The 13,640-nt window shown below is 42.5% G+C and carries 10 protein-coding genes; 1 reads left to right on the forward strand and 9 read right to left on the reverse strand.

Features of this window, described 5'->3' with window-relative positions; all coding sequences use genetic code 11:
• A complete protein-coding gene (locus DSBG_RS03385; RefSeq protein ID WP_068962813.1) occupies positions 1-633 on the reverse strand; it encodes a corrinoid protein in 633 nt (210 codons plus the stop codon).
• A 32-nt stretch (positions 634-665) separates the two neighbouring features.
• On the reverse strand, positions 666-1,472 hold the full coding sequence (locus DSBG_RS03390) for a methyltetrahydrofolate cobalamin methyltransferase (protein WP_068962814.1): 807 nt from the start codon (positions 1,470-1,472) through the stop codon (positions 666-668).
• Positions 1,473-1,682: 210 nt separating this feature from the next.
• Here DSBG_RS03390 and DSBG_RS03395 point away from each other — a divergent pair, with 210 nt between their 5' ends.
• A complete protein-coding gene (locus DSBG_RS03395; RefSeq protein ID WP_068962815.1) occupies positions 1,683-2,939 on the forward strand; it encodes a PucR family transcriptional regulator in 1,257 nt (418 codons plus the stop codon).
• A gap of 56 nt (positions 2,940-2,995) precedes the next feature.
• On the opposite strand, the gene DSBG_RS03400 is transcribed toward DSBG_RS03395, so the two are convergent.
• From DSBG_RS03400 to DSBG_RS03430, 7 genes are all read right to left on the reverse strand, one after another.
• Positions 2,996-4,129, reverse strand: coding sequence for a glycosyltransferase family 2 protein (locus DSBG_RS03400; RefSeq protein WP_068962816.1), 1,134 nt, complete (start codon positions 4,127-4,129; stop codon positions 2,996-2,998).
• A 341-nt stretch (positions 4,130-4,470) separates the two neighbouring features.
• Positions 4,471-5,526: a 4Fe-4S dicluster domain-containing protein gene (locus DSBG_RS03405; RefSeq protein WP_068962817.1), complete on the reverse strand. Its 1,056-nt coding sequence runs from the start codon at positions 5,524-5,526 to the stop codon at positions 4,471-4,473.
• A 234-nt stretch (positions 5,527-5,760) separates the two neighbouring features.
• On the reverse strand, positions 5,761-6,981 hold the full coding sequence (nrfD, locus tag DSBG_RS03410) for an NrfD/PsrC family molybdoenzyme membrane anchor subunit (protein ID WP_068962818.1): 1,221 nt from the start codon (positions 6,979-6,981) through the stop codon (positions 5,761-5,763).
• A 30-nt stretch (positions 6,982-7,011) separates the two neighbouring features.
• Positions 7,012-7,788 carry a 4Fe-4S dicluster domain-containing protein gene (locus DSBG_RS03415; protein ID WP_068962819.1) on the reverse strand — a complete coding sequence of 259 codons (777 nt, stop codon included), beginning with the start codon at positions 7,786-7,788 and terminating at the stop codon, positions 7,012-7,014.
• Positions 7,789-7,807: 19 nt separating this feature from the next.
• Positions 7,808-9,385, reverse strand: a complete 1,578-nt coding sequence (locus DSBG_RS03420; RefSeq protein ID WP_068962820.1) for a [FeFe] hydrogenase, group A — start codon at positions 9,383-9,385, stop codon at positions 7,808-7,810.
• Positions 9,386-10,095: 710 nt separating this feature from the next.
• A complete protein-coding gene (gene ppdK / locus DSBG_RS03425; protein ID WP_068962821.1) occupies positions 10,096-12,741 on the reverse strand; it encodes a pyruvate, phosphate dikinase in 2,646 nt (881 codons plus the stop codon).
• Entirely contained in the window at positions 12,734-13,555 is an 822-nt protein-coding gene (locus DSBG_RS03430; protein WP_068962822.1) for a pyruvate, water dikinase regulatory protein, read from the reverse strand. Before DSBG_RS03430 ends, ppdK begins: the two co-directional genes overlap by 8 nt.
• Positions 13,556-13,640 lie beyond the last annotated feature (85 nt).

Genomic DNA, 13,640 nt, shown 5'->3' on the forward strand with positions numbered 1-13,640 from the left:
TCAAGCTTTGACTAATTCTTTAGCTTTGACAGCAGCACTTCCGGCATCGGAAGCAAAACCGTCGGCGCCGATTTCATCCGCCATCTCTTGGGTTACAGGTGCCCCGCCGACGATTACCTTGAAGCCTGTTAAGCCGCTGGCTTTGAGCGTTTGAACTGTCTCCCTCATCGACGGCATCGTGGTTGTCAAAAGTCCTGAACAGGCTACTAAGTTTACGTTTTGGTTTTGTTTAATAGCCTCAAGGAATTTATCAGCGGATACGTCAACACCCAGGTCCACCACATTAAAGCCGGCACTTTCCAGCATCATGGCAACGAGATTTTTGCCGATGTCATGGAGATCGCCCTGAACTGTCCCAATAACACAGGTTCCCAAAGACGATGAGCTCTCACCGGTAAGCAGAGGTTTGAGCACGTCGACACCCTTGGACATGGCTTTAGCCGACATAAGCATTTCAGGAACATAAGCTTCACCTTTGGAGAATTTGTCCCCAACAACCCCCATAGAAGCAATCATCGCCTGAAGAATATCCCCTGCCGCGTTTCCTTCATCCAATGCTTCTTGCACCAAACCCGGAACGAGCTTAGCTTTTCCTGTTTCGACCATAGTTTTTACTTCTTGGATTTTAGACATTGTTTAGCCCTCCTTAATCTTCGTTATATTTATTATCTATTTTTTTGACCAAATAAACTAGCCCTATAGGCTCCAATGTATTCCATGCAGTATTCGTCTCTGCCTAACAGCGCTTCTGTGGAGTAGATCATGCCGAGCAAATCTTGGTTGGTAGGGTCGAGAATTCCGCTGTCCATTCCGGCATTCATCATCAGCACAGTAAACGCCTGATTGACGAGTCTTCGGGCTGGAAGATTGAAGGAAACATTACTCAAACCTCCTGTCACATGAAGCTCCGGATACTGTGCTTTGATTTCTTTGACAACGTCGACAATCATATTGATGCCGTCTTCCGAGGTACAAATCATTTCGACCAGCGGATCGATGTGCAGGCGCGACGGGGCAATATCAAATTCTTTGGCCCTTTTCATAATGTGGGCAAATACTGCGAGCCGTTGCTCAGCAGTTTTAGAAATACCACTGTCATCGCATAAAAGGGCAACACATTCCCATTTGGTATCCGCGATGGTAGGGAAGATGACCTCAATCTTATCACCTTCACCGGATACGGAATTGATGAGTCCCGGCCGTTTGCAAAACGGAATCGCTTCGGCAATAGCCTGGGCACGAGGGCTATCGATGCAGATTGGCGTATCTGTGACTTCCTGGACCAGATCGATCAGCCATTTCAGAGTCTTGACTTCGATGTTGACGTCAGTCGATGCGCAGACATCAATAAAATGTGCTCCGGCATCGACCTGAATTTTAGCAAGACTCTGGATAAAATCCGCATCGTTTTCTTTTATTGCCCTAGCAACAGAAGGAATAGCACCGTTAATTTTTTCGCCGATTATGATCAATCATTGTCGCCTCTTTTCCTTTTTGCATTTCACCTTAGATGAAGTTTATAATGTTTTTGACAAATCACTCTAAAAATGTTTAGTTAGAGTGAATATAACTAATATATTTAATATTTCGATTTTTCGAGCTGTAAGCCTTTGTATATACATCTGAAATAATCCGGAAGATTTTGTTCACATTGCACGATTCCGCTGCAGGGAGGTATTTAATTGGAACAATCTACTACTAATTTGAGTAACAGTCAATTTCTCGCCCAAAACTCACTTCAACTCCTCGAGGCTCTCGCAGGGGAAAGCGGCTTGCAACACATAGTTGAACTAGGGTATGCAATGTTTGGGAACCCAGTCTTGCTGATCGATACGAGTTTAAAAACGATTGCCTTCTCGAATACTGAAGTCAAGGACGACCCTGTATGGAATGAATACGTCACTTCGGGTTATGCATCATTAAGTTCCGTAAATTATTACACTTCGAACAAACTCACCCTGCTCGTAAACCAGAGCGAAGTTCCTTTTTTCTGGACAGATCCGTATTCAAAATACCCCCGGATTATGAGTAAAGTCGTAATCGGAGGCAAACAAATTGCGCTTTTGTCGATTATTGCTCACGAAAAGCCCTTTCAAAATACAGATCTTGAACTTGCTATCCTCTTATCTAAGGCTATAGCAATTGAGCTGCAAAAAAATAAATTCATCCACTATTCACGAGGAGTAATGCATGAAAACTTTATTGAAGAGCTTTTGACTGGAAAGACTAAGGATGGGAAAATCATTCAAGAACGGATTAAAGTTTTAAATATCCGCTTCAGCAAAAATCTTTACACTCTCGCGCTGGATATCAGTCGTTTCGACAATTCTAAAACATCTTTGGCTTATTTGAGAAATGAACTTGAAAATCAGATACCCAAAAGCAAGGCCGTCATTTACGAGGATAAGATAGTTTTAATCATAAGTTATGATGATCACGACCAGTTTTATAAATCCGAGATTAATAAGTTAAAGATGTTTTTGAAAACCTACCATATATATGCCGGTATGAGCCGATGTTTTCATAATTTGGAAGAAGTACAGGAGCATTATTTCCAGTCTTTAGATGCCTTGAGATTGGGCATGTTACTTAATGAGGAAGATTATTTTCATCCCTATGAGGAATATGCCATCTATCACTTTGCAGAGTCTTCCGGGGTTGAAAATCTCAGAAAAAATTGTCATCCATCTCTTTGGAAACTAATTGAATACGATGGCGAGAATAACACAGACTATACACGAAGTCTGTATACCTTTATTATTCATTCTAAAAACATCACCGAATCTGCCAAAGCCTCGAATATTCACCGTAACACCATGTTCTACAGGCTTGAGAAAATCGAATCCATTATGAATATCGATATCAATAATAGTAATACATTTCTTCATTTGCATTTATCATTTAAAATTCTGGAATTGTTGAAAATTGATTTGCCCTAAATCTCTAAATGTTATGGCAAGTCCTCTCGTCCAATAAGGTGCGAGAGGACTTGCCCTCATATATGTTTCTTCAATACTTTTATGGGATAAATGGTTCCTCGCCATTCTATACCACCTTGGCTTATAGTTTTAACCATCGAATTTAATATTGCTCCAATGTACAGCAAGACAGATATAGGGTGAATCACAACATAACTACGGGAGATATTCAAGTATTTCGCAAAATAATTGTAGACACCAAACAAACTGACGACAGAAAGACCGCACAAAGCTCTCGCCCAAATTGGTCCGAGAAATATGCCAACGAACGGGTAAACCCCCACTAGCAGAGCATAAAGGCATATTCCTAATGTTGTAACAACACTGAATTTAAAATGTGCAAACTGGTTTTTCTTAATTCCTTTGAGCAGGTCAAAAAGGTTATTATACCATTTTACAATAATAAAGCCTTTACCCGACAATCCGAAATCCTGTTTGTATCCCTTATTTACCACAAGTTCCCCAAAAGACATATCATCAGCTACCCGCATTGCTATTGCTTCGTATCCACCAATTTCCTTGTATACGGATTTTTTCACTAAGTTAAAAGCACCAACTCCCACCTTGTTTGTAAACATCACCGTAGCAGTAATTGCAAAACTGAGGTAGGTAAGAAAGGCACGGTAGAAAACACCTCCGTAATACAAATCAGGAGTGATTGTTAGGTGGTCTAGCGCGTGCTCCAGAGCATATCCAAGAGTTTTCTTTAAACTTCCCAGGGAGAACATAACATCGGCATCGGTAAAAAGTAACCACTCGCCAGTAGCTTCTTTCACTCCTTGGTAAACAGCATGGTTTTTACCTAACCAGTTGGGAGGTAAATCATAAATAGTTATAACTTTCAGTTGTGGGTATTGAATTTTAAGTTTTTCCAAAATCGCCCCAGTTTTATCAGTAGAGCGGTCATTCACTACGATTACCTCTAAATTAGGGTAATCTTGACTGATTAACTGTCTAACTGCCTGTTCAATCGATTCTTCCTCGTTACAGGCTGGAATTATTACTGATAATGATGGATAAATAATACCCTTGTTTGATCTATCCGTTTTCAGAAATACTGGTCTCTTTTTAATATATCGAAACCAAAGCAAGACAGTACCTACCCCTATAAAGGTACTAATTGAGGACAATACTGAAAAAAGAATATTCATAACTACCTCCATGAATTTTCATTTATTTCACCTTCAATAAGCATGTTCAATCTAATTCCATAAAAATCCTCCTTTGGACAAAATTAAAAATTAGGTGTTTCAAGAAAACTACACCGATGAAAAAGCTCCTTAATCTCATTTTGATATTTCATTGTCGATAGACAAAGAAACACCTGATATTTTATCCTATAAACAGAGAGAAAGCCCTCCGCAAATGGGCTTTCTCTCTGTTTCATAATTACGATCATAATTTTATCCCTTCACTAAAGCTAACTTAGGTTCATGCTCTGCGAAGTGGAGGATACCGGAAAATAATCAACTCAAAATGGGGCAACATACCCCTACTCTTTTGAAGGGTTCCAAGAATCAGCTATAATCCAATTCGCATTTGCAGCCACTGCACAATCTATACACATTGCTGGCTCAAAGCTATCAAACACCTGCTTACCACACCCAGAGCAAAACCGTCTTTTTCCTTGGTGCAAAAGTACCTTACCTACTAGTAAACGATAAGATAATAATTTACTTTCCATACTTAAAGCTTTAGAGCGGCAGATACTAACACATCTTTGACAGCGGACGCATTTTATTGGTTCATAAATCAAGGTCAACTGTTCTTTACTTTCCTTTTTCGTCAAAGCTCCTTGCGGACAAATCTCCGGACATTCACCGCAATTTGTACAACTTTCGCTCACATTTAAGGCCGGTATAGGAAGTACCTCAATCCCGGATCTACAGTTTTTCCAGGTTTCCTCCAAGAATTGTCGTGTCTTCGGAATAAGATATGTTTCACCGGAAGTGTTCCCCGCTAACATTGCTTCGAATTTCTCACGACCGATGTCCCGCCAGCCCTTTTCCTCGTTCTGGGTTTGAACTGACAACGTTTCACCGATCGCTGATTCACTGTTCCCATCATCAGCTGCAACTTTAATCCGTACTGGCGGATGATCTTTCCAGGTGTTATGCACCTCTTTAAAAACCTGCACACTCATTCCACAAGCTTTTTTATCTGGACAATTTGCACACTCTCCGGTGAATATCGTCAATTCCTTCTCTCGGGCATACAACATGAGAGTCATCCATAAATCCCGATCGAGAATTCCCAGACAAGGAATCTCATGACCTGCCGGAATTGCTTGGGGGCAGGTCAAAACGATTTTCTCCGAATTTCGAATATACTCATAGAGCTTATCAGAGTTGCGATAGACAAATCCGTCGCTCGGACAAACAGCCATGCAAATCCCACATTCTGTGCAGCGTTTGGCATCGAGTTCCCCATATATGGAAATAACTTGATGGGGACAGGAGTCGGTACATAACCGACAAAGATTAACGTATGCTTTTTTGTTATTAAGACAATTAGCGGGGTTATATACAATTTGACAGTTATAAAGCATTAAGACACCTCTTTTGTGAAGACGGTTATATGCTCCTAACTTAGGGGCTGTTCGACAACCCCTAAGAAAACTACATTCTTCAAATATAAAAGAATATCCTGGCAATGGAACTCACTGACTTTTTCGGTTCTTATTTAAATACAAAAAAGCGCAGGCAGAATTACTTACCCTGCGCTATAAGTTAGATTGAAAAACCATCAAGATTAATGGTTTAGCTTTGCCGAAATAAAGCGCTTATTTCGCGGTGGAAGCGAAATCAACTTCAGTCATTATATCTTCAACAGCTTCCGATCCTTGATGACCCATAATACTGAAGTTTTCTACTATGAACAGATATACTAAACAAGCTATGGATACTAATCCTAAGCTGACTATAATCTCTGTCCAAGCTGGAGAATAATGTCCGCCGTATTGATTCAGGTATTTGCCCATTCCTGTGAACACTACATTAAACCTATTCAGAATTACACCGGCTACGTCAAGTATTCCAAACCAGATTAAGCCCTTACGGGTGCTGGACAAAGAACTGAAGGCTATGATAATCGGTATTATTACTCCAAAAACCAGTTCAATCAGGTACATGATACTGGGCAAATCAAAGGCAAAAACATTGGCAACGGTTCCTTTTACCGCTATATCCACGATCTTTAAGATCAAATACAAGAGCATAGCTCCGCCAGATATTTTGACCAATCCTCTTAAGACTGAGTTATCTACTTTATGATCAAGTGCCTTCCCAGCAAGACTGCTTTCTATAACAATCATGCCTGCTCCAACAAAAAATGAGGATAATAAGAAGAACGGCGGCAGAAATGCCGACCACCAAAGCGGGTTCTCTTTACCTACCATTAGGTAAAACAGTTCGCCCAGTGACGATTGATGCAGTGTCGGCAGGGTAATGCCGACGATCAGCAGTACAGGCATTGCTTTCTTAAGGTATTTGTGAAAGCCTTTAAATACTTTCTCGGTTGCTACTTCGCAGAATTCCAGGATCTGAATCACTGTATAACATGAAACGCACCAGAAAACTTCAAACAATACGCTGGCATGCCCCCATGATACATAGGGTCTCCAGAAGTTGAACCATTGTCCTACTTCAATCAATAACCCGAGTACAACAACAATATAACCTAATAATGATGTCAGCATTGTACTTCTGGCTATTGAATAAAACTTATCTCTGCGTAGTATGTATACTATAAGGCATGTTCCATATCCGCCTCCTGCTAAGGCTACCCCTAACAGTACGTCAAAGGCGATCCATAGTCCCCATGGCCACTGATCGTTCAGGTTGGTTGTTGCTCCCAGGCCTAATACAAAACGCACCAGGATTACAGCTATGGCCACGGCCGCAATGGCCATAAACACCAATCTCATGGGGGTTATTCTAAACTTCCATCTCACGCTATTTAACTTCGCACCTGCTTGACTTACGAATGTAGTAACAAGTTCCATATATTTCACTCCATTCATTTTTGCTGTATTTTAATCTAGAGGCTCCTTGTTTTTATTATTAAATACATATAATCCGGCTAATATGGTCGCCCAGGCACCTCCTATAAAGGGTGTCATTTTCATATATCCTTCTGTGTAAGAAGGCAACGGCTTAGTTGTTACATCCGTTCTGAATCTCATCTGTTCAAATGGCGTATCCGAGATATAAAGCCAGGATGTTCCACCTGCTTCTTTCTCTCCAAATACTCTGTCTACATAACCGTTTTTTCTGATTCTCTTTTTTGCTTCTGCCAATAACTCGTCTCTGTCCCCAAAGGTAATGGCTCCAGTCGGGCACACTGAGGTACATGCTGTTTCCTGGTTATTAGTGACTCTTGTCGGGCACATCTGGCATTTCCTTACTCCAGGAATAGACTTCTTCCATTCGTATCTCAATATGTCAAATGGACAGGCCATCATGCAGTATCGGCAACCTACGCACAGCTTCTGATCATAGATGACCGGTCCCTGGGGAAGCTTCTGTAAGGCTTTGGAGAAACATGCTGATACACACGCAGGCTCTTCACAATGCATACATTGGGTTTTGACATATCTCCCGACTGATGAGCCGTTCTTCTGGAGGTTATAACGGTTTATTGATGTCCATTCTTCAGGCCATAAGCCGTTGTTGGGTTCCTTTGCTCTGTCTGTAGCAGTCTTAGTCTTTTCCTGCGGATCCCATTCCAGTTCATTCCACAATTTGCAGGCTACTGAACAGCTTTCACAACCGATACATTTCGGTATATCTACGAGTATTCCCTTTGCCATGTTTTACCACCTCCTAGACTTAATATATTTTACTTGCGGGCTTTTTAACAACAAACTCTGCAGCCCTGGAAATATAATTTGTATGCAGAAGTTCTTCTGCTTTTTCACTCATCGGAGCGGTTAAGAAATCGGCATAGACTTGTTTAATTTGGGGATTATCGTGACTGTTGCGCAGTTTCGCCTTAGCATCAATCTTATATAAAGATGCAGCACGCCGATTGCGAACTTCATCTGAAGGAGGGGAAGATGCCCGAGGTTGTCCGCCACCATATTCGCAGCCTCCGGGACATGCCATGACTTCAATAAAAACCCACGGAGCATTACCTGATCTAATCTGATCCATAACCATTCTGGCATTGGTCAGACCAGAAATTACTGCAACTTTTACATTGCCAACACCGGGAATATTAACTGCCGCTTCTTTAACACCCTGCATTCCTCGTACAGGTGTTAAATCCCAAAGTGCTGCAGGTGGCTGTTGTCCAGTTATAAGATAATAGGCAGAACGAGCTGCAGCTTCCATAACACCGCCGGTGGTACCGAAAATTGCTCCTGCCCCTGTTCCTGAACCCATCAGCAGATCATACTGATCGTCAGGAAGAGCAGCAAAATTAATCCCAGCTCTCTTGATCATTCGGGCAAGTTCTCTTGTTGTAAGAACTACATCCACATCCGGTGAAACATTGCTGTCTTTTAATTCTTTTCTGGCAGAAGCCATTTCAGGACGTTGACATTCAAATTTCTTTGCTGTACAAGGCATGATGGCTACTGAAAAGATCTTTTTGGGGTCTACATTCTTCTTTTCAGCATAATAGGTTTTCATTAAAGTTCCTTCCATCTGCTGAGGAGACTTGGCTGATGATAAATTAGGAATAAGATCAGGATAAAAATATTCGACAAACTTAACCCAACCCGGGCAACATGATGTGAGCTGTGGCGTAGGCTTTTTCAATTCGCCTTTAACACGTTTAACAAGTTCTGTGCCTTCTTCCATAATTGTCAGGTCAGCTGTGAAGTTCGTATCAAAAACTACGTCAAACCCTAATTTTCTCAGGGCTGCAACTTGTTTACCCTGAACATTAGTTCCGACAGGCATGCCAAATTCTTCACCCAGACCAATACGAGTTGAGGGCGCAGTCTGTACTACAACGGTGATATTTGGATCTGCGATAGCTTTGAATACTTTATCCGTATCATCCCGTTCTGTAATTGCTCCCGAAGGACACCATTGAGTGCACTGTCCACAATTTACACAAACAATTTCGTTTTTAATTGGCAATTCGTAATTTCCATACACCGATTGAATTTTCTCACATACTTCAATACACTGACCACAAAGAATACACTTTTGGTCATCTCTGATAATCGCAGGGTTTTCTGGATCAATGGGAACGCGACCGCGAACGTTGGTTGGCCAGCTGCCTGGTGCATTGTATTGGGTTGGCATCCAACCACTTCCGCCAACGGCTTTATCCGCTGTAAGCGGTTCGCCACAACCAGCCAAGTTTAGCGAGACACCGACTAAACTTGCTCCTCCAACAAACTTAAGGAAAGAACGTCTGGACAATTTTTTTGCTTGTCCTGCTTTGCTTGCCATGTGTTTTACCACCTTTTTTAGTAAACTCTATAAGCAAAATTGCTATTGACTCTCAACTGAAACTGTTTTATTGTTCTCTACCATTAATTAGTGAAATTATTTAGAAAATTTTAGAATTATGCAATAGGTGAATACTTTCACTTATTATTGTGAACTTTTGCACTTATTTCAATCAACTAAGAATTGGGTGAGATTTAATCATGGTGGTGTATTCTACGAGTTTTCCTCTCAAGGAAAACGCATTACTCACAAGTTGAACAAATTAAAATGATTTGTAAAAAATGTAAAACTAATTTCTTAATGGGTAAAACTTTCTTTAAACTAATAATCAGGCATCTTTAGATGCAAATTTTGAGGATTAAGAGTGATGCTCCTTTCTTACAAAATGTTTGTTGAGAGAACTAGCAACTCTTTTAGTTTAATATCTGAATCTTAACTGTCACGTTTATGTAAGTAAAAAAAGCTTTTGTCAATAAAGAAAATATTAAGAACGTTTGGAAACCGTTTAAACTGCAATTAAAAAAGGCTCAAAGAGCCTTTAGTATTTCAATGTCTCGTGTTGTTCCAAAAAAAAGAAAACCGAGGATGCAAAATAAAAGGGTATCGGAACTCGAAATTGAAGTTCCAATACCCTCCATATTAAATATGATTAGTCGCATTATCTATTGTATCAAAAATGATCTACGCTTTTACTATTGATTTATCTCCGATTATTTCTTGTTCTTTACCACAGCTTGAGCGGCAGCCAAACGCGCAATAGGAACGCGGAATGGGGAGCAAGAGACATAATCCAAGCCAACGATATGGCAGAATTCCACGGAGTTTGGTTCTCCACCGTGCTCTCCACAAATCCCTAAGCCGAGAGTCGGGTTTGAGCTCCGACCGAGTTTCACAGCCATGTCGACGAGCTTACCAACCCCATTGCGATCGAGCACTACAAATGGGTCTGAGCTAATGACTTTCTTTTCCAGATAGGTTGGGAGGAACGTACCTTGGGCGTCATCACGGGACAAGCCCATTGTCATTTGAGTCAGGTCATTCGTTCCGAAGGAGAAGAAGTCTGCTACTTTTCCGATTTCATCGGCTGTAAGGGCAGCACGCGGCACTTCAATCATTGTTCCCACTTTATAGTGAATATGAACGCTCTGTTCCCGCATAACATCTGCCGCAGTGTCATCCACAAGCTTGCGCATCATCAGGAATTCATCTACGCCAAAGATGAGCGGGATCATGACTTCCGGATGGATGTCGCAGCCTTCTTTGACAAGACGAGCACTGGCTTGGAAAATGGCCCGGGCTTGCATAACTGTAATCTCAGGGTAGGATACGCCCAGACGGCAACCACGGTGACCCAGCATTGGGTTAAGTTCAGAAAGCGCCCGAACTTTGCGTAACAAAGCCTCTTTTTCGCGCAGAGAATCAGCGTCTTCTTTAGTAATTTTCAGCTTCGTAATCTCGACAATCAACTCTTCAGAGTGCGGGAGAAACTCGTGGAGAGGAGGATCCAGTAAGCGAATGGTCACAGGTAGTCCTTGCATCGACTTCAAAATACCATAGAAGTCCTCTTCTTGCATTGGTAAGAGTTTTTCCAGGGCCACTTCGCGCTCTTCGAGAGTTTGAGCAAGGATCATTTGTTGAACAATCGGAATCCGTTCCGGGTCCATAAACATGTGCTCCGTCCGAGTTAACCCGATCCCGACAGCTCCGTAATCCCTGGCATTCGTCGCTTCAGTTGGGGTATCGGCATTAGCCATTACTTTGAGTCTCGAAATTTCATCGGCCCAATCCAAGAACTCTTTAAAATCTGCACTCAGTTCCGGATCCACCATTGCCACTTCGCCCTTGATCACTCGACCGGTTGATCCGTCGATAGAGATGATTGTGCCCTGCGGATACTCTACTCCATCAATACTAAAGAGACCCAAGCTATAGTCGATCTTTAAGGCATCACACCCGCAGACAGCTGGCTTGCCCATATGACGGGAGACAACAGCCGCATGACTTGTCATACCGCCCCGACTCGTTAAGATCCCTTTGGCAGCCAAAATACCGCGGATATCATCCGGTGTAGTTTCTGTTCGAACCAAAATTATCTTTTCTCCGAGTTCCCCTTGCCGTTCTGCCTCCTCTGCACTAAAGACGATTTTTCCAGAGGCAGCACCAGGAGAAGCGGGGAGCCCTTTGGCCAGGACTTGAACTTTGGCAGCATCATCCATGCGACGATGTAATAAGTGGTCTAATTGTTCCGGTTCGATTCGCATAATCGCTTCTTCTTTAGTGATTACACCCTCGCGGAAAAGTTCCACCGCCACCCGAATTGCTGCCGAAGCTGTTCGTTTACCATTGCGAGTTTGCAGCATATAGAGTTTACCGCGTTCAATGGTGAATTCAATATCCTGCATATCCCGATAATGGGATTCTAAGCGTTGGCAAATATCTGCAAACTGTTGATAAATCTCTGCATTTTCCTGAGCCAAAGTAGCAATCGGCTGTGGCGTCCGGATACCAGCCACCACATCTTCCCCTTGAGCATTCATCAGATATTCCCCGTAAAGAGCCTTTTCGCCAGTCGATGGGCTGCGAGTGAAAGCTACCCCGGTTCCTGAGTCAGAACCCATATTTCCAAAAACCATGGACTGGACGTTCACGGCTGTCCCAATATCATGAGGAATATTATTGATTTTCCGGTAAACATTCGCCCGGTCATTATTCCAAGAACGGAAAACTGCCAAAACCGCGAGTTCTAACTGAACTCGGGGATCCATAGGGAACGGCTTGCCTGTTTTACGTTCAATCTTTTTCTTATACTCACTTACCATCCATTTAAGACTTTCTGCCGAAAGTTCGGAGTCAAAGTGAACCCCTTGTTTCTCTTTAGCTGTCTCCAAAATCTGTTCGAAATTGTAATGTTCAACCTCTAAGACAACATCTCCAAACATTTGGATAAAACGGCGGTAACAATCCCACGCAAAACGCTCATTCTGGGTATTCGCCACTACTGCTTCCACGGTATCATCATTTAAACCTAAATTAAGTACAGTATCCATCATACCAGGCATTGAGAACTTCGCCCCAGATCGAACTGAAACAAGCAACGGATTTTTCTTATCGCCAAACAGTTTCCCAGTAGCCTTTTCAATCTCAGCCAAGGCAGGCCATACTTGATCCCAAGTCCCATTGGGAACATTTTCACCATTGCTGTAATACTCGTTGCATGCTTCCGTCGTAATGGTGAATCCTGGTGGCACCGGCAAACCAATATTGGTCATTTCGCACAAATTGGCCCCTTTTCCCCCCAACAAGTCGCGCATAGAAGCCTTACCTTCTTGGAATAAGTAAACATACTTCTTAGTCATTTCGCTCCCCCTTAAATAATATTTCTAACACGATGCTCGCAGTCTCTTCGACTGCTTTGCCCGTGGCGTCGATAATCGGACAACCAATACGTCTCATAATACCCCGCGCATACTCCAGCTCTTGCATGATGCGCTCCAAGTTGGCGTAATCCGAGGTCGCTCCCAACCCTAAGGTTTTTAAGCGCTCTGTTCGGATCTGGTTGAGCAATTCAGGGCGTAATATTAAACCAACCACTTTCCGCGGAGAAATATTAAAAAGCTCCTCGGGAGGATTGACTTCAGGGACCAATGGGATATTCGCGGCTTTGAGTCCTTTATGGGCTAAGTACATACTGAGTGGAGTTTTCGATGTCCGAGAAACGCCAATAAGAACAACGTCGGCATACAGAACTCCCCGGGAATCTTTACCGTCGTCATATTTAACAGCAAATTCAATGGCCTCCACTTTACGGAAATACTGTTCATCCAAACGATGGATAATATTCGGCGTATGGGTGGGTTCCATACCAGTTTGGCCGGAAAGAGCGCCAATCAGCGGACCCAATATATCAACGGTTCTAAGACCCATCTCGACAGCTTTGCTCTCCAAAAAATCTCTCAGGTCTTTAAGTACAAGAGTATAAACCAAAATAGCTTGTTCAGCCAGAGCTTCTTCCATAATATCTTCTAGATGCGATTGATCCCGTACGTAGGGAACTCGACGAATCCGAGTCTTGACACCAATAAACTGTGCCGCCGCTGCCCGGCTTACAAACTCCGCCGTCTCTCCAAGTGCATCCGAAATGACATAAATCACCGGCATTTGGGTCGTCACGTTCACACCTCCGAATTTATTCGAAGTCTATCCTGACTTCTGTCCTCCGTCTCCAGGATACCATATTCTGACCTCTGGCTTCTGA

It is taken from the genome of Desulfosporosinus cupriresistens, from assembly GCF_001707885.1.
Taxonomy (GTDB): domain Bacteria; phylum Bacillota; class Desulfitobacteriia; order Desulfitobacteriales; family Desulfitobacteriaceae; genus Desulfosporosinus.

Bases quoted from the DNA above. Each gene is read 5' to 3' on its own strand.
- DSBG_RS03385 (WP_068962813.1), bottom strand. From the start codon at position 633: ATGTCTAAAATCCAAGAAGTAAAAACTATGGTCGAAACAGGAAAAGCT.
- DSBG_RS03400 (WP_068962816.1), bottom strand. From the start codon at position 4,129: ATGAATATTCTTTTTTCAGTATTGTCCTCAATTAGTACCTTTATAGGG.
- DSBG_RS03405 (WP_068962817.1), bottom strand. From the start codon at position 5,526: ATGCTTTATAACTGTCAAATTGTATATAACCCCGCTAATTGTCTTAAT.
- nrfD (WP_068962818.1), bottom strand. From the start codon at position 6,981: ATGGAACTTGTTACTACATTCGTAAGTCAAGCAGGTGCGAAGTTAAAT.
- DSBG_RS03415 (WP_068962819.1), bottom strand. From the start codon at position 7,788: ATGGCAAAGGGAATACTCGTAGATATACCGAAATGTATCGGTTGTGAA.
- DSBG_RS03420 (WP_068962820.1), bottom strand. From the start codon at position 9,385: ATGGCAAGCAAAGCAGGACAAGCAAAAAAATTGTCCAGACGTTCTTTC.
- ppdK (WP_068962821.1), bottom strand. From the start codon at position 12,741: ATGACTAAGAAGTATGTTTACTTATTCCAAGAAGGTAAGGCTTCTATG.